General features: G+C 55.2%; 29 protein-coding genes. All 29 read left to right on the forward strand.

What is annotated here, in order from left to right:
• The first annotated feature begins 44 nt into the window (after positions 1-44).
• The 29 genes from rplL to R5H23_RS11810 all read left to right on the forward strand — a co-directional run bounded on the left by rplL (position 45) and on the right by R5H23_RS11810 (position 23,427).
• On the forward strand, positions 45-416 hold the full coding sequence (rplL, locus tag R5H23_RS11670; RefSeq protein ID WP_064275059.1) for a 50S ribosomal protein L7/L12: 372 nt from the start codon (positions 45-47) through the stop codon (positions 414-416).
• 242 nt (positions 417-658) lie between these two features.
• Positions 659-4,831 carry a DNA-directed RNA polymerase subunit beta gene (gene rpoB, locus R5H23_RS11675; RefSeq protein ID WP_099213177.1) on the forward strand — a complete coding sequence of 1,391 codons (4,173 nt, stop codon included), beginning with the start codon at positions 659-661 and terminating at the stop codon, positions 4,829-4,831.
• 80 nt (positions 4,832-4,911) lie between these two features.
• A complete protein-coding gene (rpoC, locus tag R5H23_RS11680; RefSeq protein ID WP_086632948.1) occupies positions 4,912-9,228 on the forward strand; it encodes a DNA-directed RNA polymerase subunit beta' in 4,317 nt (1,438 codons plus the stop codon).
• Between the two features lie 386 nt (positions 9,229-9,614).
• Entirely contained in the window at positions 9,615-9,986 is a 372-nt protein-coding gene (gene rpsL, locus R5H23_RS11685) for a 30S ribosomal protein S12 (protein ID WP_010502158.1), read from the forward strand.
• 12 nt (positions 9,987-9,998) lie between these two features.
• Positions 9,999-10,475 carry a 30S ribosomal protein S7 gene (gene rpsG / locus R5H23_RS11690; RefSeq protein WP_046901175.1) on the forward strand — a complete coding sequence of 159 codons (477 nt, stop codon included), beginning with the start codon at positions 9,999-10,001 and terminating at the stop codon, positions 10,473-10,475.
• Positions 10,476-10,587: 112 nt separating this feature from the next.
• The gene (gene tuf / locus R5H23_RS11695) at positions 10,588-11,778 is read left to right on the forward strand and encodes an elongation factor Tu (protein ID WP_086632949.1); all 1,191 of its coding nucleotides are present in this window, start codon (positions 10,588-10,590) and stop codon (positions 11,776-11,778) included.
• Positions 11,779-11,898: 120 nt separating this feature from the next.
• The gene (rpsJ, locus tag R5H23_RS11700; protein WP_007282720.1) at positions 11,899-12,207 is read left to right on the forward strand and encodes a 30S ribosomal protein S10; all 309 of its coding nucleotides are present in this window, start codon (positions 11,899-11,901) and stop codon (positions 12,205-12,207) included.
• A 10-nt stretch (positions 12,208-12,217) separates the two neighbouring features.
• A complete protein-coding gene (rplC, locus tag R5H23_RS11705) occupies positions 12,218-12,901 on the forward strand; it encodes a 50S ribosomal protein L3 (protein ID WP_046901177.1) in 684 nt (227 codons plus the stop codon).
• A gap of 11 nt (positions 12,902-12,912) precedes the next feature.
• Entirely contained in the window at positions 12,913-13,527 is a 615-nt protein-coding gene (gene rplD / locus R5H23_RS11710) for a 50S ribosomal protein L4 (RefSeq protein WP_046901178.1), read from the forward strand.
• Positions 13,528-13,568: 41 nt separating this feature from the next.
• Positions 13,569-13,865, forward strand: a complete 297-nt coding sequence (locus R5H23_RS11715) for a 50S ribosomal protein L23 (protein ID WP_174694852.1) — start codon at positions 13,569-13,571, stop codon at positions 13,863-13,865.
• A 15-nt stretch (positions 13,866-13,880) separates the two neighbouring features.
• Positions 13,881-14,711, forward strand: coding sequence for a 50S ribosomal protein L2 (rplB, locus tag R5H23_RS11720; RefSeq protein WP_046901180.1), 831 nt, complete (start codon positions 13,881-13,883; stop codon positions 14,709-14,711).
• 16 nt (positions 14,712-14,727) lie between these two features.
• Positions 14,728-15,006, forward strand: a complete 279-nt coding sequence (rpsS, locus tag R5H23_RS11725; RefSeq protein WP_007282725.1) for a 30S ribosomal protein S19 — start codon at positions 14,728-14,730, stop codon at positions 15,004-15,006.
• Positions 15,007-15,008: 2 nt separating this feature from the next.
• Entirely contained in the window at positions 15,009-15,416 is a 408-nt protein-coding gene (gene rplV / locus R5H23_RS11730) for a 50S ribosomal protein L22 (protein WP_046901181.1), read from the forward strand.
• A gap of 3 nt (positions 15,417-15,419) precedes the next feature.
• Positions 15,420-16,097 (forward strand): 30S ribosomal protein S3, encoded by a 678-nt coding sequence (gene rpsC / locus R5H23_RS11735; protein ID WP_046901182.1) that lies wholly within the window; start codon positions 15,420-15,422, stop codon positions 16,095-16,097.
• Between the two features lie 55 nt (positions 16,098-16,152).
• Positions 16,153-16,569: a 50S ribosomal protein L16 gene (gene rplP / locus R5H23_RS11740; protein ID WP_007282728.1), complete on the forward strand. Its 417-nt coding sequence runs from the start codon at positions 16,153-16,155 to the stop codon at positions 16,567-16,569.
• Position 16,570: 1 nt separating this feature from the next.
• Positions 16,571-16,804: a 50S ribosomal protein L29 gene (gene rpmC, locus R5H23_RS11745; RefSeq protein ID WP_010502114.1), complete on the forward strand. Its 234-nt coding sequence runs from the start codon at positions 16,571-16,573 to the stop codon at positions 16,802-16,804.
• A 13-nt stretch (positions 16,805-16,817) separates the two neighbouring features.
• On the forward strand, positions 16,818-17,090 hold the full coding sequence (gene rpsQ / locus R5H23_RS11750) for a 30S ribosomal protein S17 (protein WP_010502113.1): 273 nt from the start codon (positions 16,818-16,820) through the stop codon (positions 17,088-17,090).
• A gap of 12 nt (positions 17,091-17,102) precedes the next feature.
• Entirely contained in the window at positions 17,103-17,471 is a 369-nt protein-coding gene (gene rplN / locus R5H23_RS11755) for a 50S ribosomal protein L14 (RefSeq protein ID WP_007282731.1), read from the forward strand.
• The gene (gene rplX, locus R5H23_RS11760) at positions 17,471-17,791 is read left to right on the forward strand and encodes a 50S ribosomal protein L24 (protein WP_046901183.1); all 321 of its coding nucleotides are present in this window, start codon (positions 17,471-17,473) and stop codon (positions 17,789-17,791) included. Before rplN ends, rplX begins: the two co-directional genes overlap by 1 nt.
• A gap of 11 nt (positions 17,792-17,802) precedes the next feature.
• On the forward strand, positions 17,803-18,366 hold the full coding sequence (rplE, locus tag R5H23_RS11765) for a 50S ribosomal protein L5 (protein WP_046901184.1): 564 nt from the start codon (positions 17,803-17,805) through the stop codon (positions 18,364-18,366).
• A 134-nt stretch (positions 18,367-18,500) separates the two neighbouring features.
• Positions 18,501-18,806 carry a 30S ribosomal protein S14 gene (gene rpsN / locus R5H23_RS11770; protein WP_007282734.1) on the forward strand — a complete coding sequence of 102 codons (306 nt, stop codon included), beginning with the start codon at positions 18,501-18,503 and terminating at the stop codon, positions 18,804-18,806.
• A 12-nt stretch (positions 18,807-18,818) separates the two neighbouring features.
• A complete protein-coding gene (rpsH, locus tag R5H23_RS11775) occupies positions 18,819-19,217 on the forward strand; it encodes a 30S ribosomal protein S8 (RefSeq protein WP_010502111.1) in 399 nt (132 codons plus the stop codon).
• Positions 19,218-19,227: 10 nt separating this feature from the next.
• Positions 19,228-19,764 (forward strand): 50S ribosomal protein L6, encoded by a 537-nt coding sequence (rplF, locus tag R5H23_RS11780; protein ID WP_046901185.1) that lies wholly within the window; start codon positions 19,228-19,230, stop codon positions 19,762-19,764.
• Entirely contained in the window at positions 19,764-20,126 is a 363-nt protein-coding gene (gene rplR / locus R5H23_RS11785; protein WP_046901186.1) for a 50S ribosomal protein L18, read from the forward strand. Before rplF ends, rplR begins: the two co-directional genes overlap by 1 nt.
• Positions 20,127-20,138: 12 nt before the next feature.
• Positions 20,139-20,711 (forward strand): 30S ribosomal protein S5, encoded by a 573-nt coding sequence (rpsE, locus tag R5H23_RS11790; RefSeq protein WP_046901187.1) that lies wholly within the window; start codon positions 20,139-20,141, stop codon positions 20,709-20,711.
• The gene (rpmD, locus tag R5H23_RS11795; protein ID WP_046901188.1) at positions 20,704-20,892 is read left to right on the forward strand and encodes a 50S ribosomal protein L30; all 189 of its coding nucleotides are present in this window, start codon (positions 20,704-20,706) and stop codon (positions 20,890-20,892) included. The genes rpsE and rpmD overlap by 8 nt, the downstream gene beginning before the upstream one ends.
• 1 nt (position 20,893) lies before the next feature.
• The gene (rplO, locus tag R5H23_RS11800) at positions 20,894-21,379 is read left to right on the forward strand and encodes a 50S ribosomal protein L15 (protein ID WP_046901189.1); all 486 of its coding nucleotides are present in this window, start codon (positions 20,894-20,896) and stop codon (positions 21,377-21,379) included.
• A 96-nt stretch (positions 21,380-21,475) separates the two neighbouring features.
• Entirely contained in the window at positions 21,476-22,849 is a 1,374-nt protein-coding gene (gene secY, locus R5H23_RS11805) for a preprotein translocase subunit SecY (RefSeq protein ID WP_046901190.1), read from the forward strand.
• Complete coding sequence (locus tag R5H23_RS11810; RefSeq protein ID WP_317215537.1) at positions 22,846-23,427, forward strand: adenylate kinase; 582 nt, start codon at positions 22,846-22,848, stop codon at positions 23,425-23,427. Before secY ends, R5H23_RS11810 begins: the two co-directional genes overlap by 4 nt.
• Positions 23,428-23,550: the final 123 nt, after the last annotated feature.

A 23,550-nucleotide genomic window follows, 5' to 3' on the forward strand; every position in this document is an offset into this window, starting at 1 on the left:
TAGATTTGAACCCAATCAAACAGTGCATCACGTAGGATAAGACCATGGCCGATCTGGCAAAGATTGTTGAAGAGCTATCCGCTCTTACCGTTCTCGAAGCTGCTGAGCTTTCCAAGCTTCTCGAAGAGAAGTGGGGCGTTTCCGCTGCTGCTCCAGTAGCTGTCGCTGCTGGCCCGGCTGCTGCTGCAGCTCCTGCTGAAGAGCAGACCGAATTCACCGTTGTTCTGGCCGCTGCTGGCGACAAGAAGATCAACGTGATTAAGGAAATCCGTGGCATCACGGGTCTGGGTCTGAAGGAAGCTAAGGATCTGGTTGAAGGCGCACCGAAGACCGTCAAGGAAGGCGTGTCCAAGGACGAAGCCGAGAAGATCAAGAAGACCCTGGAAGACAACGGCGCCAAGGTCGAAATCAAGTAATCAACTTGATCGGGTCGTTTCCTCTCTGAGGAGGCGGCCTCTGCGAAAGCAGACGGATAGGGCGGGGATCGCATGCGGTTCCCGCCCGATTTGCCGTTGGTGGAAATAAGAGTATAATACGCGGCTCGCTACGTATTGAAATTACTGAAAGCCGGTCGTTCCGGTCGTCCGTGTCGTGTCAGGCGTTCGTCTGACAATGAAATCCCGGGCGACTCGAAGGTCTGGTGCAGAGGGCAAGATAGATGAACGCGATCACCAAATCGTTCACGGGACGCAAGAGGATCCGCAAAAGCTTCGGGCGCATTCCCGAAATTGCGCCGATGCCCAATCTGATCGATGTGCAGCGCGCGTCCTACGAAGCGTTCCTGCAAATGAACGTGAGTCCTGACAGCCGTCAGAACTCCGGTCTGCAGGAAGTCTTCCGTTCGGTTTTTCCAATCAATGACTTTGCTGGTCGCGGTCGTCTGGACTTCGTGTCTTACGAGTTCGAAGAGCCGAAGTATGACGTTGAAGAGTGCATTCAGCGCGGTCTGACATTTGCAGCTCCGCTGAAGGTTATCCTCCGTCTTACGACTTGGGATATCGATGAAGATACAGGTTCACGCTCCATTCATGATCTGAAGGAACAGCCGGTTTACATGGGCGACATGCCGCTCATGACCAATAACGGCACCTTCATTATCAATGGTACCGAGCGTGTCATCGTTTCTCAGATGCATCGTAGCCCGGGCGTCTTCTTCGATCATGATAAGGGCAAGACGCATTCTTCGGGCAAGTATCTTTTTGCTGCCCGCGTGATTCCGTATCGTGGTTCGTGGCTGGACTTCGAATTCGATGCAAAGGACCTGATTTACGTCCGCATCGATCGCAAGCGTAAGCTTCCGGTTACGACGTTGCTTTATGCTCTTGAGGGCGCGAACTATATCGCCCAACGCGAAGAGAAGATTGCAGAAGGCGGTGATGTCGAAGGTCTAGACATCCGGGGTATGGATCAGGATGAAATCCTGTCCTACTTCTACGACATGGTCACTTTTACCCGCATGGGTGATGGCTGGGCACGTCCGTTCGAGCCTGATGCGTTCCGCGGCCAGAAGCTGCTGAGCCCGTTGGTTGACGCTGATACCGGTGAAGTCGTTGCTGAAGCCGATGCCAAGCTGACAGCGCGCATGGTTCGCAAGATTGCTGAAAAGACCCGTGTAGTTCAGGTCGGCCGTCTTGATGTTCTTGGCTGCTATCTTGCCCATGATCTCATCAATGAGAATACTGGCGAGATCTACGGTGAAGCTGGTGAAGAGCTGACGGAAGACCGTTTGGCAGCACTTGAAGAGCTGGGAATTACAGAGCTTCCAACGCTTTCCATCGATGGTTCGCACGGTCCTTGGATCCGCAACACGCTCTCAGTTGATAAGAACACGAGCCGTGACGAAGCGCTGATCGATATTTATCGTATCATGCGTCCGGGCGAGCCGCCGACCAAGGAAACCGCTGAAGCGATGTTCCGCGGTCTGTTCTTTGACCAGGATCGCTACGACCTTTCGTCTGTTGGTCGTGTCAAGATGAACATGCGTCTTGATGTAGACGCTCCGGACACCCTGCGCGTTCTGCGCAAGGAAGATATCCTGCGTACCATCAAGATCATGTGCGATCTCAAGGATGGTCGTGGCCAGATCGACGATATCGATAACCTTGGTAACCGTCGCGTTCGCTCTGTCGGCGAGCTGATGGAAAACCAGTATCGCGTTGGCTTGCTTCGTATGGAGCGTGCCATCCGCGAACGCATGGGCTCCGTCGACATCGACACGGTCATGCCGCATGATCTGATTAACGCCAAGCCTGCGGCTGCTGCCGTACGTGAGTTCTTCGGGTCGTCGCAGCTGAGCCAGTTCATGGATCAGACAAACCCGCTTTCCGAAGTGACGCACAAGCGTCGTCTCTCGGCGCTTGGCCCGGGCGGCCTGACCCGTGAGCGCGCAGGCTTCGAAGTTCGTGACGTCCATCCGACGCATTACGGTCGTATCTGCCCAATTGAGACGCCTGAAGGCCCGAACATTGGTCTGATCAACTCGCTTTCGACCTATGCCAAGGTTAACAAGTACGGCTTCATTGAGACACCGTATCGTCTTGTGAAGGACGGCATTCTTCAGGATGGCTGGAAATATCTTTCCGCCATGGAAGAAGAGAAGCTTGTTGTTGCCCAGGCTGATGCGAAGCAGAGCGCCGATGGCCATCTGACGGACGAACTGGTCTCGGTTCGTAAGTCTGGTGACTTCCGCGTTGTTCCGCCTGAGCAGGTTACGGCTTGCGACGTATCACCGAAGCAGCTTGTTTCTGTTGCCGCAGCTCTCATTCCGTTCCTTGAGAACGATGACGCGAACCGCGCCCTGATGGGTGCGAACATGCAGCGTCAGGCCGTTCCGCTGGTGAAGGCTGATGCCCCACTGGTTGGTACGGGCATGGAAGCAGCCGTTGCACGTGACTCTGGCGCGACAATCGTTGCCAAGCGTGACGGTATTATCGACCAGATCGATGGTGCCCGTATCGTGGTCCGCGCGACCGACGATGCTGGTGCAACTCAGGGCGTCGATATCTATCGCCTTCGCAAGTACATGCGTTCGAATCAGTCGACCTGCATCAACCAGCGCCCGCTGGTGAAAGTTGGCGATACGGTTCATGCTGGCGACATCATTGCTGACGGTCCGTCCACGGAACTGGGTGAACTGGCTCTGGGTCGTAACGTGCTCGTCGCGTTCATGCCTTGGAATGGTTACAACTTCGAAGACTCCATCCTGATTTCTGAGCGTATTGCTCGTGATGACGTGTTCACCTCGATTCATATCGAGGAATTCGAAGTCATGGCTCGTGATACGAAGCTGGGTCAGGAAGAAATTACGCGCGACATTCCTAATGTCGGCGAAGAAGCTCTTCGTAACCTTGACGAGGCTGGCATTGTTTATGTCGGCGCAGAGGTTAATCCGGGCGACATTCTTGTTGGTAAGGTGACACCAAAGGGCGAAAGCCCGATGACGCCAGAAGAGAAGCTTCTGCGTGCCATCTTTGGTGAAAAGGCTTCTGACGTTCGTGATACGTCTCTGAAGCTTCCACCTGGAACGACCGGAACGATCGTTGATGTTCGTGTCTTCTCGCGCCGCGGCGTGGACAAGGACGAACGCGCCATGGCCATCGAACGCGCTGAAATCGAGCGTCTGACGAAGGACCGTGATGACGAGCGTTCCATTCAGGAGCGTAGCTTCCACAACCGTCTGCGTGAGCGCCTGGTTGGTGAGGTGGCAGGAGCCGGCTTCAAGGGGATCCGTGCAGGAACGCCGATCACAGTAGAGGTGCTTGATGAGCATCCTCGCGCTGCATGGCGGAACGTCACGGTTGCTTCTGACGAAGTTACCGCCGAGCTTGAGACCCTGCGTTCAGAGTTCGACGAAGCTGTTCGCCTCATCAACTCTCGTTTCGAGAACAAGGTCGAGAAGCTTCAGCGTGGTGATGAACTGCCGCCTGGCGTGATGAAGATGGTCAAGGTCTTCGTCGCTGTGAAGCGTAAGCTTCAGCCTGGCGATAAGATGGCCGGTCGTCATGGTAACAAGGGTGTTGTCTCCCGCGTTGTGCCAGTCGAGGACATGCCATTCCTGGAGAACGGACAGGCGGTTGATATCGTTCTGAACCCGCTCGGTGTGCCGTCTCGTATGAACATCGGTCAGATCCTTGAAACCCATCTGGGTTGGGCATGTGCCAATATTGGCGCAAGCATCGGGGAAATGGTCGACGAGTATCAGCGGTCTGGCGAACGTAAGCAGGAACTGCTTGATCGCCTGCGTGATGTCTATGGCGACGAAGTGTTCGAGACGGATGTGGCAACGCTTCCTAACGAGCAGCTTGTTGAGCTGGCCAATAATCTCCGTAAGGGCCTGCCAATTGCTACGCCTGTTTTCGATGGGGCTTCCATCCCTGATATCGAAAACATGCTGGAGAAGGCTGGCGTTGATAAGTCTGGCCAGTCCCAGCTGATCGATGGTCGTACAGGCGAGCTGTTCGAGCGTAAGACGACAGTTGGCTACATCTACATGCTGAAGCTGCATCACCTTGTCGACGACAAGATCCATGCACGTTCGATCGGTCCTTACTCGCTTGTTACGCAGCAGCCGCTGGGTGGTAAGGCGCAGTTCGGTGGTCAGCGCTTCGGTGAGATGGAAGTGTGGGCACTTGAGGCGTATGGCGCAGCATATACGCTGCAGGAAATGCTGACGGTGAAGTCGGATGACGTGTCCGGCCGTACCAAGGTTTATGAGGCGATCGTGCGTGAGCAGGATGACTTCGAGGCCGGTATTCCTGAGAGCTTCAACGTTCTGATCAAGGAACTGAAGTCGCTCGGTCTGAATGTCGAACTTGAGCAGGGCGCCGCTTAATTGGCGTCTCTGCTGCTCGCTTTACGGTTCAATTTTGACGCGCCCGCAGGACGCTGCGGCGCGCATTGGGGTTTCGGCGCATGAACGAACTCATGAAGATCCTGGGTCAGGCTGGCCAGTCGGTAGCCTTTGATCAGATCAAGATCCAGCTTGCTTCCAGCGAGCAGATCCGTTCCTGGTCTTACGGTGAAATCAAAAAGCCGGAGACCATTAATTACCGGACGTTCAAGCCTGAGCGTGACGGCCTTTTCTGTGCGCGTATTTTTGGTCCGATCAAGGACTACGAATGCCTATGCGGAAAATACAAGCGGATGAAGTTCCGCGGCATCGTCTGTGAAAAGTGCGGTGTTGAAGTTACGCTGGCGAAGGTTCGCCGTGAGCGTATGGGCCATATCGAGCTCGCTTCACCTGTTGCACATATCTGGTTCCTGAAGTCGCTTCCTAGCCGTATTGCTACGATGATGGATATGGCTCTCAAGGATGTTGAGCCAGTTCTGTACTTCGAAAAGTTCCTTGTGCTCGACAAGGGAGTCTGTGACTCCGATCAAATTGAGTCTTACAAGAACGGCAAGAAGCGCGACCAGTACCTTCTGGACGAAGTACGCTGTGAAGATCTTCTGGATGAATATCCGGATGCAGGCATCGACGTCGGTATCGGCGCTGAAGCCATCAAGCGTGCACTTTCCACGTATGACTGGGGTATTCCTAACGCTCAGGAGCGTGAACTGAGCCTTGCCGCTAAGGCAAAGGGCTTGGCGGATCCGTTTGACTATGACGCTGAAGTCATGGAAGGCGATTCCGAAAAGACGATGATGCGCAAGAAGCTGCGCAAGGCAACGTCCGAGGCTGCTCGCAAGAAGCTGGTCAAGCGTCTGAAGCTCGTTGAGGCATTCGTTGAGAGTGGTTCACGTCCGGATTGGATGATCATGGACATTATTCCGGTGATCCCACCGGAACTGCGTCCGCTGGTCCCGCTGGATGGTGGTCGTTTTGCCACGTCCGATCTGAATGATCTGTATCGTCGCGTTATCAATCGTAATAACCGTCTGAAGCGTCTGATCGAGCTTCGTGCGCCGGACATTATTGTTCGCAACGAAAAGCGTATGCTTCAGGAATCTGTTGATGCGCTGTTCGATAACGGTCGTCGTGGACGTGCCATCACGGGTGCCAACAAGCGTCCGCTGAAGTCTCTGTCCGACATGCTAAAGGGCAAGCAGGGCCGTTTCCGTCAGAACCTTCTTGGTAAGCGCGTTGACTACTCTGGCCGTTCGGTCATCGTGGTTGGCCCGGAGCTGAAGCTGCACCAGTGCGGTCTTCCGAAGAAGATGGCGCTCGAGCTTTTCAAGCCGTTCATCTACTCGAAGCTTGAGAAGTACGGTCACGCTACCACCATTAAAGCTGCAAAGCGCATGGTGGAGAAAGAGCGTCCGGAAGTTTGGGATATCCTCGAAGAGGTTATCCGCGAGCATCCCGTGATGCTGAACCGTGCGCCGACGCTTCACCGTCTTGGTATTCAGGCATTTGAGCCAACGCTGATCGAAGGGAAGGCTATCCAGCTTCACCCTCTGGTCTGCACCGCGTTCAATGCTGACTTTGACGGCGATCAGATGGCCGTGCACGTTCCGTTGTCGCTCGAAGCGCAGCTGGAAGCCCGTGTGCTGATGATGTCCACAAACAACATCCTCAGCCCGGCTAACGGTAAGCCGATTATCGTGCCGTCTCAGGATATCGTTCTGGGTCTCTATTATCTGAGCCTTGAAGTTCCTGAGTATCGCGCAACGCCGGACGAAGCTGTCATTGAAGGCGACAAGGTCGTTAAGGCTGCGCCGCCGGCTTACTCGGATGTTGCAGAAATCGAGAGCGCAATGCTGTCGGGCACTCTGCAACTGCACGATAAGATTCGTCTGCGCCTGCCGACCGTTGATGAAAACGGTAAGCCGATCCGCCAGATGATCGTGACGACGCCAGGACGCGCGCTTATTGCGCAGATCCTGCCGAAGCACCCAGCGATTCCGTTCAGCCTGATCAATAAGCAGCTGACGAAGAAGAACGTGTCTGACGTAATTGACACGGTTTACCGTCACTGTGGTCAGAAGGAAGCAGTGATCTTCTGTGACCGTCTGATGGGTCTTGGCTTCCGTCATGCTGCCCGTGCCGGCATTTCCTTCGGCAAGGATGACATGATCATCCCGGCAGAGAAGGCGCCGCTAGTTGCCAAGACGTCGGAAGAGGTCAAGGAATTCGAACAGCAGTATCAGGATGGTCTGATTACCGCTGGCGAGCGCTATAACAAGGTGGTTGACGCATGGTCACGTTGCACGGACGAAGTCCAGGCAGCCATGCTGAAGGAAATTTCCAAGCAGGTTATCGGTAAGCCGACCAACTCTGTCTGGATGATGAGCCACTCCGGTGCTCGTGGGTCGCCAGCCCAGATGAAGCAGCTCGCTGGTATGCGCGGTCTGATGGTGAAGCCTTCGGGCGAAATTATCGAACAGCCGATTATCGCAAACTTCAAAGAAGGCCTGTCGGTTCTCGATTACTTCACGTCCAGCCATGGTGCTCGTAAGGGCCTCGCGGATACGGCTCTGAAGACTGCAAACTCGGGTTATCTGACGCGTCGTCTCGTTGACGTTGCCCAGGATTGCATCATCGTTGAGCCGGATTGCGGTACTGAACGCGGCCTGACGGTTCGTGCGGTTATGGATAGTGGTGAAGTCGTCGCTTCCCTGTCTGAGCGTATTCTGGGACGTACGACGTCCAAGGATGTGCTGCATCCGGTGACGCATGAAGTTCTGCTTCCGCGCAACACCCTGATCGAGGAGCCCGAAGCCGAGCTCATCGAAAAGGCTGGCGTCGAGAGCATGGAGATCCGCTCGGTTCTGACATGCGATAGCCGCGTTGGTATCTGTGCGCATTGCTATGGTCGTGATCTGGCTCGCGGTACGCCAGTGAACATCGGTGAAGCTGTCGGCGTTATTGCCGCTCAGTCCATCGGTGAGCCTGGTACACAGCTGACGATGCGTACCTTCCATATTGGTGGTGCAGCAACGCGTGGTGCTGAGCAGTCGATGGTCGAAGCCTCCCGTGATGGGCGTGTGACGATCAAGAACCGCAACGTCGTTGAGAATTCTCAGAAGGTTCTGGTGGTGATGTCGCGTAACTGCGAAATCCTGCTGACCGATGAGAACGGTGTCGAGCGTGCTCGTTACCGTGTTCCATACGGTGCACGCCTGATGGTGGGCGAGGGTGAGGCAGTCGCACGTGGTCAGAAGATGGCCGAGTGGGACCCGTACACCCTTCCAATCATCACCGAGCAGGCTGGTACGGTTGAATACCTTGACCTGATCGACAGCATCACGCTTGTCGAACGTATGGATGAGGTCACCGGCCTTAGCTCCAAGGTTGTGGTTGACTACAAGCAGGCTTCCAAGGGTGTCGATCTTCGTCCACGTCTGCAGCTCAAGGATGCTGCGGGTAATGTGGTCAAGCTCGCCAATGGCAATGATGCTCGCTACTTCCTCTCACCAGACAGTATTCTGTCGATTGAGAATGGTGCCGAGGTTCATGCTGGTGACGTGCTGGCGCGTATTCCGCGTGAAGGTTCAAAGACCCGTGACATTACCGGTGGTCTGCCGCGTGTTGCCGAACTGTTCGAAGCCCGCCGTCCGAAAGATCATGCGATCATTGCCGAAGGCGATGGCCGTATTGAGTTCGGGAAGGATTACAAGTCGAAGCGTTGCGTGATCGTGAAAAACGACGAGACCAGCGAAGAGACGCAGTATCTCATCCCGAAGGGCAAGCACGTTTCCGTTCAGGAAGGTGACTTTGTTCAGAAGGGTGATCCGCTGGTCGATGGTCCGCGTGTGCCGCATGACATCCTGAAAGTTATGGGTGTCGAGGCGCTTTCGGATTATCTGGTCAACGAAATTCAGGACGTCTATCGACTGCAGGGCGTGAAGATCAATGACAAACACATCGAGGTCATTGTTCGTCAGATGCTGCAGAAGGTTGAAATTCTGGAGCCAGGGGATTCTACCTATCTGATCGGCGAAACCGTGGATCGGATTGAGTACGAGATCGAGAACCAGCGTCTTCAGGAAAATGGTGATACCCCAGCAGTGGCTATGCCGGTGCTACAGGGCATTACGAAGGCTTCCCTGCAGACGCAGTCCTTTATCTCGGCCGCATCCTTCCAGGAGACGACGCGCGTACTTACGGACGCTGCGACGTCTGGTAAGGTCGATACATTGAACGGTCTCAAGGAGAACGTGATTGTGGGGCGTCTGATCCCGGCCGGTACGGGTAGCGTTATGAACCGTCTGCGCGGGATTGCCGCTAGCCAGGATCGTCATCGCGTTGGCCGTTCAGCGGCTGAAGTGAAAGACGCGGCAGAATAATGAGAAACCCCTCTGTTCCTCTTTTAGAAGAAGAGCAGGGGGGAAATTGCGGCGATTCTAAAAACTCTCTCTTTAGAATCGCCGCAATTTTAGCCGAAACACTTGACTCAACGCGGAACCCTTCGTAGGTTCCGCGCCCTCGGCTACTCCCGTCTAATTAGGCGAAAAAAAGCCGTCGAAGACAAAGAATCGCATGTGGTGCCGCTACCCCGGATTCGGGGGATGCCAAGGCCGCACGCTACAAAAGGAGGGAAATGGCTTTTGCTGTTTCTCTTTCCAAATGTGGGATAGGCAGGCGGTTCAGCCGCATGTCGATTTGAATAAAATGTCATGGCAGAAAGTCTGGTGCTTTCTGTCCGGAATAGGACAAGGATTGGGAAGGGCGCATGCCGACCATCAACCAGTTGATCGCGAACGGCCGTGAGCCGGCCGCAAAGCGGAATAAGGTCCCTGCACTACAGGGATGCCCCCAGAAGCGTGGCGTATGCACGCGCGTGTACACGGTAACGCCAAAGAAGCCGAACTCCGCTCTGCGTAAGGTCGCCAAGGTGCGTCTGACCAACGGGTACGAGGTCGTAAGCTACATTCCGGGTGAAGGTCATAACCTTCAGGAACACAGTGTTGTTCTTATCCGTGGTGGGCGAGTGAAGGATCTTCCTGGTGTGCGTTATCACATCCTGCGAGGCGTGCTTGACACGCAGGGCATCGCTAAGCGTCGTCAGCGTCGTTCGCTGTATGGCGCGAAGCGTCCGAAGTAAGAGGTATTTGGAATGAGTCGCCGTCACCGCGCTGTAAAGCGTGAGATCCTTCCCGATCCAAAATTCGGAGACATCGTCATTACGCGCTTCATGAATGCGCTGATGTACGATGGAAAGAAATCCACCGCCGAAGGCATCGTTTACGGTGCTCTCGAGGTTCTGCGTCACCGTGGTGGTGCAACTGCTGACCCGGTGGCTATGTTCCACTCGGCTCTGGACAACGTGAAGCCGGCTGTTGAAGTCCGTTCACGTCGTGTCGGTGGTGCTACCTATCAGGTGCCTGTCGAAGTGCGCACTGAGCGCCGTCAGGCTCTGGCGATCCGGTGGTTGATCGATGCCTCCCGCAAGCGCGGTGAGAACACGATGCAGGAGCGCTTGTCCAACGAACTGATGGACGCGGTTAACAATCGTGGCGCTGCTGTAAAGAAGCGCGAAGACACCCACCGTATGGCTGAAGCCAACAAGGCATTCAGTCACTATCGCTGGTAATCAGAACCCGCTAAAGGGCTTCCGGCAGTATCTGGGAATCTAACAGGTACTGACTGGATGAACTTTCAGTCTTATCTCTGCCTCGTGGAAGGCAGGGTTTTGGAGAAAGACGATGGCAAAGGCTAAATTCGAGCGGAACAAGCCGCACTGCAACATTGGTACGATCGGTCACGTCGATCACGGCAAGACCTCGCTGACTGCTGCAATCACCAAGGTGCTGGCAAAGACCGGTGGCGCAACGTTCAGCGCATATGACCAGATCGACAAGGCTCCTGAAGAGCGCGCTCGTGGTATCACCATCTCCACGGCTCACGTTGAGTATGAGACGAAGAACCGTCACTACGCTCACGTCGACTGCCCTGGCCATGCTGACTACGTCAAGAACATGATCACCGGTGCCGCTCAGATGGATGGCGCAATCCTGGTTGTGTCCGCTGCTGACGGCCCGATGCCACAGACGCGTGAGCACATCCTGCTTGCCCGTCAGGTCGGTGTTCCTGCTCTGGTCGTGTTCCTGAACAAGGTCGATCAGGTTGATGACGAAGAGCTGCTTGAGCTCGTGGAAATGGAAGTTCGTGAGCTTCTGTCTTCCTACCAGTTCCCAGGCGACGATATCCCCATCGTCAAGGGTTCTGCTCTTGTAACTCTTGAAGATGGTGATGCCACCATCGGTGAAGATCGCGTTCTTGAGCTGATGGAAGCTGTAGACACCTACATTCCGCAGCCTGAGCGTCCGGTTGACCGTCCGTTCCTGATGCCGATCGAAGACGTGTTCTCGATCTCTGGTCGTGGTACGGTTGTTACCGGCCGTGTCGAGCGTGGCGTTGTGAACGTTGGCGATGAAGTTGAAATCATCGGCCTAAAGGACACCATCAAGACAACCGTTACGGGTGTTGAGATGTTCCGCAAGCTGCTCGATCGTGGTGAAGCCGGTGACAACATCGGTGCGCTGGTTCGTGGCACGAAGCGTGAAGACGTTGAGCGTGGTCAGGTTCTTGCAAAGCCAGGTTCCATTACGCCGCACAAGACGTTCAAGGCTGAGGCTTACATCCTCACGAAGGAAGAAGGTGGCCGTCATACGCCGTTCTTCACGAACTACCGCCCGCAGTTCTATTTCCGTACGACCGACGTCACTGGCGTCGTGACGCTGCCAGAAGGCACGGAAATGGTCATGCCGGGTGATAACGTAGCCATGGATGTCGAGCTGATTGCTCCGATCGCCATGGACGAAGGCCTCCGCTTCGCAATTCGCGAAGGTGGCCGCACCGTGGGTGCAGGCGTGGTTTCTTCAATCAGCGCCTAAGTCCTGCGTTTCGCCGTTGATATGGAAGCCCCGGTCAGATTTATTTCTGGCCGGGGTTCCCTTTCAGATGCAATGGCAGTAGGACGAGACCCGAATTTTTGAGTTGGACGAATTAAGACTATGGACAACCAGAACATCCGCATTCGCCTTAAGGCGTACGATCATCGAGTGCTGGACAACAGCACCAAAGAGATCGTAAACACGGCGAAGCGTACGGGTGCGCGGGTTCGGGGTCCGATCCCGCTGCCGACGCATATCGAACGTTTCACGGTGAACCGTTCGCCACACGTGGATAAGAAAAGCCGCGAGCAGTTCGAAATTCGGACTCACCGCCGGCTGCTCGACATTGTCGAGCCGACACCGCAGACCGTGGACGCCCTCATGAAGCTCGACCTCGCCGCTGGCGTTGATGTCGAGATCAAACTCTAAGGTCCAGACGATGCGTACCGGATTGATTGCAAAAAAGCTGGGGATGACCCGGCTGTTTAAAGAAGACGGCACTCATGTGCCTGTGACGGTCCTGCACCTTGACGAAGTTCAGGTTGTAGATACCCGCACGAATGAGCGTGATGGCTATACAGCCGTTCAGCTCGGTCTTGGTAATGCCAAGGTGAAGAATGTCACCAAGGCAAATCGTGGCCACTTTGCCCGTACCAAGGTTGAGCCGAAGAAGCACCTCGTAGAGTTCCGCGTTGCGGAAGATGCTCTGCTTGAGGCCGGCGCAAAGCTCTCCGCTAACCATTTCGTGGTTGGGCAGAAAGTTGATGTCACGGGCCAGAGTAAGGGTAAAGGTTTTGCGGGTGTTATGAAGCGTCATAACTTCGCTGGCCTTGAAGCCTCTCACGGCGTTTCCATTAGCCACCGTTCTCATGGTTCTACGGGCCAGCGCCAGGATCCTGGCAAGGTCTTCAAGGGCAAGAAGATGGCAGGTCATATGGGTGACGAGCGTGTTACAACGCTGAACCTGGAAGTGGCAGCCGTGGATGAAGAGCGTAACCTGATTATGGTCAGGGGTGCGATTCCTGGTGCGAAGAATAGCCTTGTGCTGATTCGCGATGCAATCAAGAAGGCTCGCCACGCCGATGCGCCGTACCCGGCTGCAGTCGTAGCGGCCGCCGGTTGAGGACGAGGGGCATGGAATACGATATCAAGACCCTCGATAATGGCAGCGCTGGCTCAGTCGCGCTTCCAGAAGAGATTTTCGCGGTTTCTCCGCGTGCCGACATCATGGCGCGAGTTGTTCACTGGCAGCTGGCTAAGCGCCGCGCTGGCACGCATCGCACCAAAGGCATGGGTGAAGTTTCTGGTACGACGAAGAAGCCGTTCCGCCAGAAGGGCACCGGTTCTGCACGTCAGGGCTCGCTGCGTGCGCCGCAGTTCCGTACGGGTGGCGTTGTTCATGGTCCGGTTGTCCGTGACCACGGATACGACCTGCCAAAGAAGGTTCGTCGTCTCGGCCTGATTTCTGCGCTGTCGCAGAAGGCTGCTGCTGGCAAGCTGGTTGTGCTTGATACCGCCAATGGCGTGAGCAAGACCCGTGAAGCTGCTGCTAAGCTCAAGGTTCTCGGCTGGTCCTCCGCGTTGATCGTGGATGGTGCGGTTGATGAGCAGTTTGCTCGTGCGGTTGCGAACCTGCCGAAGATTGACGTCCTGCCGACCATCGGCGCGAACGTCTATGACATCCTCAACCACGATGTACTGGTTATTACCCGTGCGGGTCTTGAGGGTCTTAAGGAGCGTCTGGCATGACCATCTCTATCGTCATGAACGCACGTAAGACAGCTGAGAACATGTCTCAGGAAGCTCTTTACGATGTGGTCCGTTCGCCGCTGATCACGGAAAAGGCTACGCTTCTTTCGGAGCGTAATCAGGTTGTTTTCAAGGTCTCCACGACTGCAACCAAGCCGCAGATCAAGGCCGCTGTCGAAAAGCTCTTCAACGTTAAGGTTTCTGGCGTGAACACGCTGGTCCAGAAGGGTAAGACGAAGCGCGTCAAGGGTCGTCCTGGTCGCCGCTCTGACATCAAGAAGGCGTATGTACAGCTTGCAGAAGGTCAGTCCATTGACCTTACAGCGAAGCTGGGCTGACGCGGGGTAATAACCATGGCACTAAAGCACTTTAATCCCACGACGCCGAGCACACGCGGCACCGTGCTGATTGATCGTAGCGAGCTCTGGAAGGGCAAGCCGGTCAAGCAGCTGACGGAAGGTAAGAACAAGTCTGGCGGTCGTAATAACCACGGCCGTACGACAGTTCGGTTCCGTGGCGGCGGGCACAAGCAGTCCTATCGTTACGTCGATTTCAAGCGTCGTAAGTTCGATGTGGGTGCAACGATTGAACGCCTTGAGTACGATCCAAATCGTACGGCGTTTATCGCACTCATCAAGTACGATGACGGCGAGCTTGCTTACATTCTGGCTCCGCAGCGCATCAAGGTTGGCGATCGCGTCATCTCTGGTGCCCATACGGACGTGAAGCCGGGCAATGCGATGTCTCTCGGTGCTATGCCGGTTGGTACGATTGTTCACAATATTGAACTGAAGCCAGGTGCTGGCGGCAAGATGGCACGTTCCGCTGGAACGTATGCTCAGCTCGTCGGTAAAGATGCGGGCTACGCCCAGATCAAGCTTCAGTCTGGTGAACTACGTCTTGTTCGCGGCGAATGCATGGCAACGGTTGGTGCTGTCTCTAACCCAGACAACATGAACCAGCACATGGGTAAAGCTGGACGTTCCCGTTGGCTCGGACGTCGTCCGCACAACCGTGGCGTTGTCATGAACCCGGTCGATCACCCACATGGTGGTGGTGAAGGTCGTACCTCTGGTGGCCGTCATCCGGTTACGCCGTGGGGCGTTCCGACGAAGGGTTACAAGACGCGTGTTAACAAAAAGACGGATAGCTTGATCATCCGTCGCCGTAAGTCCGGCAAGTAAGAGGGGGCAAACAGAGATGGCACGTTCCGTCTGGAAGGGCCCGTTCGTTGACGGGTATCTGTTCGGCAAAGCAGAAGCAGCTCGTGCTTCTGGTCGTAACGAAGTGATCAAGATCTGGTCACGTCGTTCCACGATTCTGCCGCAGTTCGTCGGGCTTACGTTCGGCGTCTATAATGGTCACAAGTTCCTGCCTGTGCAGGTCACGGAGAACATGGTCGGTCACAAGTTCGGTGAATTCTCACCGACACGGACCTACACCGGTCATGGCTCTGACAAGAAGTCGAAGCGGGGCTGAAAATGAGCAAGCCGAAGCACATCCGCACGCTTGCTGATACGGAAGCGCAAGCAATTACGCGTAACATCCGTGTTAGCCCGCGTAAGCTGAACCTGGTTGCGGCAATGATCCGTAACCAGCCAGCTGACAAGGCTATTGCCGCTCTGACCTTCTCGCGTCGTCGTATCGCGCAGCAGGTCAAGAAGACTCTTGAGAGCGCCGTGGCCAACGCTGAGAACAATCATCAGCTGGACGTTGATCGTCTGGTTGTGAAGACGGCTGAAGTCGGCAAGTCCATTGTCATGAAGCGTTTTCACGCTCGTGGCCGTGGTCGCTCGGCTCGCGTTGAAAAGTTCTTCAGCCACCTGAAGATTGTTGTGGCCGAAGCTGCAGAAGCGTCGGAAACCAGCGAAGAGCAGAAGGCAGCTTGATCCATGGGACATAAGGTCAATCCAATCGGGCTTCGGCTCGGTGTTAACCGTACCTGGGATAGCCGCTGGTACGCAGGTGCAGACTATGCACGTCTTCTTCATGAAGACCTTAAGCTGCGTGCATTCCTGCGTCGTAAGCTGTCTGGTGCTGGTGTCTCTCGTGTTGTTATCGAGCGTCCGGCAAAGAAGCCCCGCGTAACGATCTACGCTGCCCGTCCGGGTGTCGTGATCGGTAAGAAGGGTCAGGACATCGATGCACTGCGTAAGGAACTGAGCCGTATGGCGAAGACCGACGTGGCGCTGAACATCGTTGAGATCCGTAAGCCGGAAATCGACGCAACTCTGGTTGCTGAAAACATCGCTCAGCAGCTTGAGCGTCGCGTTGCTTTCCGCCGCGCCATGAAGCGCGCAATCCAGTCTGCAATGCGTCTGGGCGCCCAGGGCATCCGTATTACTTGCAGCGGACGTCTGGGTGGTGCCGAAATCGCACGTGACGAGAAGTATCGTGAGGGACGTGTGCCGTTGCATACGCTCCGCGCTGATATCGACTATGGCACGGCGACGGCCAAGACGACTTATGGAACCTGCGGTGTGAAGGTCTGGATCTTCAAGGGTGAGATCCTGGCTCATGACCCCCTGGCACAAGACCGTCGTGCCGCGGAGCAGGCTCCGCAACGTTGAATTGTAGGCGAAAGCCTACAGTTCCATTGCTGGTGCTGATTGAGGATTTAACAACATGCTTTCCCCAAAGCGGACAAAGTTTCGTAAAGCTCACAAAGGCCGTATCCACGGTCTTGCGAAAAGCGGAACGCAGCTGAACTTCGGTGCATATGGTCTGAAGGCTCTTGAGCCAGAGCGGATCACGGCCCGTCAGATCGAAGCGTCCCGTCGTGCTATTACTCGTGCGATGAAGCGTGCCGGTCGCGTCTGGATTCGTATTTTTCCTGACCTTCCGGTCTCGACAAAGCCTGCAGAAGTGCGTATGGGCTCGGGCAAGGGTTCCCCAGAGTACTGGGCAGCTCGTGTCAAGCCAGGTCGCATCCTGTTTGAGATCGAAGGCGTTCCGCCGGAAGTCGCTCGCTTGGCACTGAGCCTGGGAGCTGCAAAGCTTCCGATCAAGACCAAGTTCGTTCAGCGTATCGGAGACGCGTAAGATGGCCGACACGTACAAGCCTGCAGATCTGCGCGCGAAGAGCGAGGACGAGCTGAACGCTCTGCTCATCGATCTGAAGCGCGAACAGATCAATCACCGTTTTGCGGCTGCCACCGGGCAGTCGGAAAACACAAGCCGTGTTAAGGTCGTGCGTCGTGCTGTCGCGCGCATCAAGACACTGGCTCATCAATCGAAGAACCGTGCGGGCGCCCAAACGTCCGCCGCAAAGTCCTGAGAGGAGACGGACGATGCCAAGGCGCGTCCTGACAGGGCGAGTAACGAGCGACAAGATGGACAAGACGGTTACCGTTCTTGTTGATCGTCGTATCATGCACCCGCTCTATAAGAAATTCATCCGCCGCTCCAAAAAGTATGCGGCTCATGATGAAGCCAACGTCTGCCAAATTGGCGATCTGGTTCGCATTGAAGAATGCGCACCGATTTCCAAGCGCAAGACTTGGTCTGTCGTCGCACGCAACGGAGAGGACATGGCTTCGGCTTCCTCTTCCGTCAGCGCATAAGGGGGTAGGCACATGATTCATCCCGAGACCAACCTTGACGTCGCCGATAATTCCGGTGCGCGTCGGGTGCAGTGCATCAAGGTGCTGGGCGGCTCCAAGCGGAAGACTGCCTCGGTCGGCGACATCATTGTCGTATCCGTTAAGGAAGCCATTCCCCGCGGTAAGGTGAAGAAGGGTGACGTCCATCAGGCCGTTATCGTTCGTACATCTTATCCGGTACGTCGTGCAGACGGATCTGCGATCCGTTTTGACAAGAATGCTGCTGTGCTGATTAACAAGCAGCAAGAGCCGATTGGCACGCGTATCTTTGGCCCGGTCGTTCGTGAACTGCGTGCTCGCAAGTTCATGAAGATTATCTCCCTGGCGCCGGAGGTGCTGTAATGGCTGCACGTATTAAAAAAGGCGATCAGGTCCTCGTTCTTTCCGGTAAGTCCCGGGGCGTTCGTGGCGAAGTCCTTTCAGTGATGCCGAAGGCTGAGAAAGCTGTCGTTCGCGGCGTAGCTATCGCTAAGCGTCACACGAAGCCCAACCGCGCAGGTGGAGAAGGTGGTATCATCGAGCAGGAAATGCCGATCCATCTGTCAAACCTGAAGCTGGTTGATCCCAAGAGCGGTAAGCCGACACGCGTTGGCTTTCGGGTTCTTGAAGACGGTCGCAAAGTTCGTGTTGCCAAGGCAACCGGCGAAGTGATCGAAGGCTGAGGAACGCAAAAATGAGCGATAACAACACCGCTTTGCCGCGTATGCAGCAGCGCTACGAAGAAATTCTTCGTAAGCAGCTTCTCGAGCAGTTCGGCTACGCAAACCCGATGCAGGTTCCTAAGCTCGAGAAGATCGTGCTGAACATGGGCGTTGGCGAAGCCGCTGGCGACCAGAAGAAGCTGGATGCAGCAGTTGCTGAAATGGCAGCGATCTCCGGTCAAAAGCCGGTTAAGACGCTGGCACGCAAGGCTATTGCTGGCTTCAAGATCCGTGAAGGTCTTCCGATCGGTTGTAAGGTTACTCTGCGTCGGCAGCGTATGTATGAGTTCCTCGACCGTCTCGTGACGATCGCAATGCCTCGCATTCGTGATTTCCGTGGTCTTCCGGCAAACAAGGGTTTTGATGGTCGTGGCAACTTCGCCATGGGCATCAAGGAACAGATTGTTTTCCCGGAAATCGAATATGACAAGATCGATGCCGTTCGCGGTATGGACATCATCTTCGTGACCACTGCAAAGACCGATGCCGAAGCAAAGGCTCTGCTGAAGGCCTTCGATCTGCCGTTTGCAGGTTGATCAGGTAATTTTTCAGACCGATCGCGACTAAAAATAAGGATTCGGCCTTCCATTGGAAGGCCGCTTTCCTTTATAGACACGCAGATTGGAAAACCGTCGGGATAGGCCTGACAGGTTCCGGGAGAAAATTCGAGATGGCGAAGATCTCAGCGGTTAACCGTAATAACCATCGCGCAGCTCTTGCGAAGCGCGATAAGGAAAAGCGGACCGCTCTTAAAAACATCATCAAGGATCGTTCCCTTTCGGTTGAAGACCGATTTGAAGCGACTCTTAAGCTGGCACAGATGCCACGTAACGGATCCGCAACGCGCGTCCGTCTTCGTTGCAAGCTGACCGGTCGTCCCCGTGCTAACTACCGTAAGTTCGAGCTTTGCCGTATTGCTCTGCGTGATCTTGCGTCCGCCGGCCAGATTCCTGGCATGGTCAAGTCGAGCTGGTAAGGGATAGATCGAATGTCGTTGTCTGATCCACTGGGTGATATGCTTACCCGGATCCGTAATGCTCAGCGTGCTCGTCATGCTGCCTGCGTTGCGCCCGCTTCCAAGCTTCGCACGAACGTGCTTGAGGCTCTGAAGCGTGAAGGTTACATCCGTGGTTTTTCCACGGAAGAAGTCCGTAAGGGCGTATCGCAGCTCCGTATTGAGCTGAAGTACGTTGAAGGGCAGCCGGTCATTAAGGAAATCCATAGGGTCTCCAAGCCTGGCCGTCGTGTCTATTCGAAGATCAAGGAACTTCCGCGCGTTTATGCCGGCCTTGGTGTGTCGATCCTGTCCACCCCGCGTGGCGTCCTTTCGGACGTCGAGGCCCGCGCTGCCAATGTTGGCGGCGAGGTTCTCTGCCGCGTCTTCTGAGGAGGGTCGCATGTCTCGCGTAGGTAAATATCCCGTAGAAGTTCCGGCAGGTGTGCAGGTCGCAGTTGCCAACGGTGTCTTCACGGCCAAAGGCAAGCTTGGTGAACTGAGCTTCCCGGTTTCTCGTCACGTGGACGTGAAAATCGAAGACAACTCAGTGGCAGTTGCTCCGATTGGTCGTCGCTCCCGTGAAAACTGGACGATGTGGGGAACGACGCGCGCTCTGATCGCAAATATGGTCAAGGGTGTGTCTGTTGGTTTCACCAAGGGTCTTGAAATTCAGGGTACGGGTTTCCGTGCTGCTGTTCAGGGATCCAATCTGGTGATGAACCTCGGCTTCTCGCACGATGTCGTTTATCCGATTCCGGCCGGTATCAAGATCACCACGCCGCGTCCGACCGCTATTGTTGTTGAAGGCAACGACAAGCAGCGCGTTGGTCAGGTCGCTCTCGATATTCGCAGCTTCCGCAAGCCTGAGCCATACAAGGGCAAGGGCGTTCGTTATGACACGGAAGTTCTGCGTCGCAAGGAAGGTAAGAAGAAGTAATGGCATCGCAGCAAGGATTGCAGGAACGTCGCCGTCAGCGGCTGCGTTTCCAGCTTCGTCGCAAGAGCGGCGGCCGGCCGCGTTTGTCGGTCTTCCGTTCCAGCAAGCACATTCACGCCCAGATCATCGACGATGCACAGGGTCGTACTCTTGCCAGCGCATCTACGCTGGAAAAAGAGCTTCGCGACAATGGCAACACCGGTGCTAACGTGGACGCAGCTTCGGCGATCGGTAAGCTGATCGCGGAACGTGGCTTGGCAGCTGGCGTGACGGCCGTCGTGTTTGATCGCGGCGCTTATGTCTATCATGGCCGGGTCAAGGCCCTGGCAGAGGCTGCCCGTGAGGGCGGACTCTCGTTCTAAGGAGGATCACACATGGCACGTGAGCCAAGAGAAGGCGGCCGTGGTGGTCGTGAGCGCGAGCAGGGCGACGATCTGGTCGACAAGCTCGTAACCATCAATCGTGTTGCCAAGGTTGTTAAGGGTGGCCGTCGCTTTGCTTTCGCAGCGCTGGTTGTCGTTGGCGATCAAAAGGGACGCGTTGGTTACGGTGCGGGTAAAGCTCGTGAAGTGCCCGAAGCTATCCGTAAGGCTACCGAGCGCGCCAAGCGTACGATGATCCGCGTACCAATGAAGGAGGGTCGTACCCTTCATCATGATACGTCAGGTCACTACGGCGCTGGTAAGGTTGTTGTTCGTGCGGCTGAAGCCGGTACGGGTATCATCGCAGGTGGTCCGATGCGTGCGGTTTTCGAGAGCCTGGGTGTTAACGACGTTGTCGCTAAGAGCCTCGGAACGCGTAACCCGCACAACATGATCAAGGCTACGTTCGCTGCCCTTGAAAAGGCAAGCAGCCCTCGCAACGTCGCTTCGCGTCGTGGCAAGAAGGCCGCTGAACTTTTCGGTAAGCGCGAGCAGGCTCAGACCGAGGAGACTGCAAATGTCTGAAAACGGTAAGACCGTTCAGGTAAAGCAGATCGCTTCTGTCATTGGTCGCAAACCGGGCCAGGCTGAGACCCTTGTTGGTCTTGGTCTGCGCGGTATCGGTTCCACCCGTACGCTGGAAGATACTCCGGCTGTGCGTGGGATGATCCGCAAGGTTGCCCACCTCATCCAGGTGGAGGGTTGAAATGAACCTCAACGAATTACGCGATAACGAGGGCTCTCGTTATCGCAAGAAGCGCCTAGGACGTGGCATTGGTTCTGGTAAGGGTAAGACCTCCGGACGCGGTGTTAAGGGTCAGAAGGCTCGTGAAGGCGTCTCGCTGAATGGCTTTGAAGGTGGTCAGCTTCCGCTGTATCGCCGTATGCCTAAGCGTGGCTTCGTGAACATCTTCCGCAAGGAATATGCTCCGGTGAACCTTGGCGCGATTTCGAAGGCTATCGAAGCAGGCAAGCTGGATAAGTCGGCTCCTGTTACGGAAGCAACACTTCGCGCTGCTGGGCTTGTCAATGGCAAGACCCATGGTGTTCGTCTTCTTGCGAAGGGTGAACTTTCGCATGGCGTAACCATCGAAGTTGACGGCGCTTCCGCGGCAGCTCTTGCTGCTGTTGAGAAGGCTGGCGGCTCCGTTAAGGTGCTTGCACCGAAGAAGGAAGTTCAGGCTGAAGCCTGAGTTCTCCTCTCCCAGATTTATCTGGGGTATGGTTAGATAGTGAACAGCGTCCCGTGCAGATGTGCGGCGACGCTGTTTTCATGAAAGGACAGGTGGATGGCTTCCGCAGCAGAGCAGCTCGCCGCCAATCTCAATATGAGTTCCTTTGCCAAGGCGACTGAACTCAAGAAGCGTATCTGGTTTACGCTTTTGGCCCTTATCGTTTATCGCCTCGGAACATACATCCCTGTTCCTGGCGTTGATGCGACAGTCATGGGTCAGCTGCTGGCACAGCATCAGGGTGGCATTCTGGGCATGTTCGACATGTTCACGGGTGGTGCTCTCGGACGCATGACTGTGTTCGCCCTGAACATCATGCCGTACATCAGTGCATCGATTATCATTCAGCTTCTTTCAACTGCTCTTCCGTCTATGGAAGCAATGAAGAAAGAGGGTGAGGCGGGGCGCAAAAAGCTTAACCAGTATACCCGCTACCTCACGGTTTTTATTGCACTTTTCCAAGCGTACGGCATCGCTGTTGGGCTGGAGAACATGACATCTCATGGCGCAAGCGCTGTGGTGATGCCGGGTGTCTTCTTCCTCGCGTCGTGTGTCGTGACGCTGGTCGGTGGCACGATGTTCCTGATGTGGCTTGGCGAGCAGATCACATCACGGGGTGTCGGTAACGGTATTTCGCTGATTATTTTTGCGGGTATTGTCGCCAATCTGCCCCATGCGCTGGCTAGTTTGTTTGAACTGGGTCGCACCGGAGCTTTGTCCCCAATCTTCGTGATGATCTTTCTGGTTATGGCGATTGCCGTCATTGCCTTTATCGTCTTTATGGAGCAGGCGCAGCGTCGTGTTGTGATCCAGTATCCGAAGCGTCAGATTGGTAATCGCATGTTTGGTGGTGACTCCACTCACATGCCGCTGAAGGTGAATACGGCAGGTGTAATCCCTCCCATTTTTGCTTCTTCCGTGTTGCTGATTCCTGTGACGATTTCAGGGTTCATGAACGGGCATAATATGCCGGGTTGGCTTTCCGTTCTCGGGCAGCAGCTTGGTCAGGGACAGCCCCTTTACATGCTGTTCTATGCCGCAATGATCCTGTTTTTCTCATACTTCTACGCGGCTGTGACATTCAATCCTGAAGAAACGGCTGAGAACCTGCGGAAGCAGGGGGGCTTTATTCCGGGTATACGTCCGGGGGCAAGCACGGCGTCGTATTTTGATCGCATCCTGTCGAGACTGACCACAATCGGTGCTCTGTATCTGGTTGTTGTTTGTCTTCTGCCGCAGATTTTGATCAGCAAGTACAACGTGCCATTTTATTTTGGCGGTACGAGCCTCATCATTATCGTGTCCGTAACGATCGATACCGTGACGCAGGTTCAGTCCCATCTTGTCGCACATCAGTATCAAGGGCTGATCCGCAAGCAGCGTAGCCGTGGTTCCAGGAATGGTGTTTCGGGAGGAAACAAGCGTCGATGAATATTATTCTTCTTGGTCCTCCTGGGGCAGGTAAGGGGACGCAGGCAAAGCGTCTTGAGCAGCTTTATGGCCTTAAGCAAATCTCCACTGGAGATATGCTGCGCGCTGAAGTTGCTGCTGGAACGCCTATCGGACAGGAGGCTAAGGCCATTATGGAAAGGGGAGAATTCCTTCCTGATCCTATCATGGTAAAGATGATCCAGGGGCGTATAGCGCAGCCCGACTGTGCTCAGGGGTTTATTCTGGACGGCTTTCCAAGAACGGAAAGCCAGGCGGAAGCACTTGATGCCATGTTGGGCACCGATGGGTTGAAGATTGAAGCCGTCATTCTTCTGGACGTTGCCGAAGATCAGCTTGTCGAGCGTATTGCCAGTCGTACTGCGGAAGATGGTACACGCCGGCCAGATGACAATCCTGAGGTGGTGAGATCTCGTCTTGATATCTATCGCCGTCAGACGGCACCAATCCTTCCTTATTATGAGAAGGCTGGTCGTTTGAAGCATGTTGATGGAATGCTGGGCGTTGACGAAGTGGGTGCAGAGATCGATGCACTCATCGGAAAGACCGCAAAAAATTGAAGAAATGAGAATGATCACGAAGAAGTGATCATTCTCATTTGACTCAAGGGGGGTGCCCGGTATATTGCGCGCCCTCGACATATCTGTGGCGTGAAGGTGGCCCTGGGTTCCGGAATCGGACTG

Source organism: Gluconobacter sp. GP1, assembly GCF_032913585.1.
Lineage (GTDB): Bacteria > Pseudomonadota > Alphaproteobacteria > Acetobacterales > Acetobacteraceae > Gluconobacter > Gluconobacter cerinus.

Coding starts and splice junctions, on each gene's coding strand:
- rplP (WP_007282728.1), top strand. CDS start 16,153: ATGCTTTCCCCAAAGCGGACAAAGTTTCGTAAAGCTCACAAAGGCCGT.
- rpsS (WP_007282725.1), top strand. CDS start 14,728: ATGGCACGTTCCGTCTGGAAGGGCCCGTTCGTTGACGGGTATCTGTTC.
- rpsQ (WP_010502113.1), top strand. CDS start 16,818: ATGCCAAGGCGCGTCCTGACAGGGCGAGTAACGAGCGACAAGATGGAC.
- rpsN (WP_007282734.1), top strand. CDS start 18,501: ATGGCGAAGATCTCAGCGGTTAACCGTAATAACCATCGCGCAGCTCTT.
- rplF (WP_046901185.1), top strand. CDS start 19,228: ATGTCTCGCGTAGGTAAATATCCCGTAGAAGTTCCGGCAGGTGTGCAG.
- R5H23_RS11715 (WP_174694852.1), top strand. CDS start 13,569: ATGTCTCAGGAAGCTCTTTACGATGTGGTCCGTTCGCCGCTGATCACG.
- rpoB (WP_099213177.1), top strand. CDS start 659: ATGAACGCGATCACCAAATCGTTCACGGGACGCAAGAGGATCCGCAAA.
- rplE (WP_046901184.1), top strand. CDS start 17,803: ATGAGCGATAACAACACCGCTTTGCCGCGTATGCAGCAGCGCTACGAA.
- rplB (WP_046901180.1), top strand. CDS start 13,881: ATGGCACTAAAGCACTTTAATCCCACGACGCCGAGCACACGCGGCACC.
- rpsL (WP_010502158.1), top strand. CDS start 9,615: ATGCCGACCATCAACCAGTTGATCGCGAACGGCCGTGAGCCGGCCGCA.
- rpsJ (WP_007282720.1), top strand. CDS start 11,899: ATGGACAACCAGAACATCCGCATTCGCCTTAAGGCGTACGATCATCGA.
- rpsC (WP_046901182.1), top strand. CDS start 15,420: ATGGGACATAAGGTCAATCCAATCGGGCTTCGGCTCGGTGTTAACCGT.
- R5H23_RS11810 (WP_317215537.1), top strand. CDS start 22,846: ATGAATATTATTCTTCTTGGTCCTCCTGGGGCAGGTAAGGGGACGCAG.
- rplL (WP_064275059.1), top strand. CDS start 45: ATGGCCGATCTGGCAAAGATTGTTGAAGAGCTATCCGCTCTTACCGTT.
- rpsH (WP_010502111.1), top strand. CDS start 18,819: ATGTCGTTGTCTGATCCACTGGGTGATATGCTTACCCGGATCCGTAAT.
- rplO (WP_046901189.1), top strand. CDS start 20,894: ATGAACCTCAACGAATTACGCGATAACGAGGGCTCTCGTTATCGCAAG.
- rplD (WP_046901178.1), top strand. CDS start 12,913: ATGGAATACGATATCAAGACCCTCGATAATGGCAGCGCTGGCTCAGTC.
- rplN (WP_007282731.1), top strand. CDS start 17,103: ATGATTCATCCCGAGACCAACCTTGACGTCGCCGATAATTCCGGTGCG.
- rpsG (WP_046901175.1), top strand. CDS start 9,999: ATGAGTCGCCGTCACCGCGCTGTAAAGCGTGAGATCCTTCCCGATCCA.
- rplX (WP_046901183.1), top strand. CDS start 17,471: ATGGCTGCACGTATTAAAAAAGGCGATCAGGTCCTCGTTCTTTCCGGT.
- rplR (WP_046901186.1), top strand. CDS start 19,764: ATGGCATCGCAGCAAGGATTGCAGGAACGTCGCCGTCAGCGGCTGCGT.
- rplC (WP_046901177.1), top strand. CDS start 12,218: ATGCGTACCGGATTGATTGCAAAAAAGCTGGGGATGACCCGGCTGTTT.
- rplV (WP_046901181.1), top strand. CDS start 15,009: ATGAGCAAGCCGAAGCACATCCGCACGCTTGCTGATACGGAAGCGCAA.
- secY (WP_046901190.1), top strand. CDS start 21,476: ATGGCTTCCGCAGCAGAGCAGCTCGCCGCCAATCTCAATATGAGTTCC.
- rpmD (WP_046901188.1), top strand. CDS start 20,704: ATGTCTGAAAACGGTAAGACCGTTCAGGTAAAGCAGATCGCTTCTGTC.
- rpsE (WP_046901187.1), top strand. CDS start 20,139: ATGGCACGTGAGCCAAGAGAAGGCGGCCGTGGTGGTCGTGAGCGCGAG.
- rpmC (WP_010502114.1), top strand. CDS start 16,571: ATGGCCGACACGTACAAGCCTGCAGATCTGCGCGCGAAGAGCGAGGAC.
- tuf (WP_086632949.1), top strand. CDS start 10,588: ATGGCAAAGGCTAAATTCGAGCGGAACAAGCCGCACTGCAACATTGGT.
- rpoC (WP_086632948.1), top strand. CDS start 4,912: ATGAACGAACTCATGAAGATCCTGGGTCAGGCTGGCCAGTCGGTAGCC.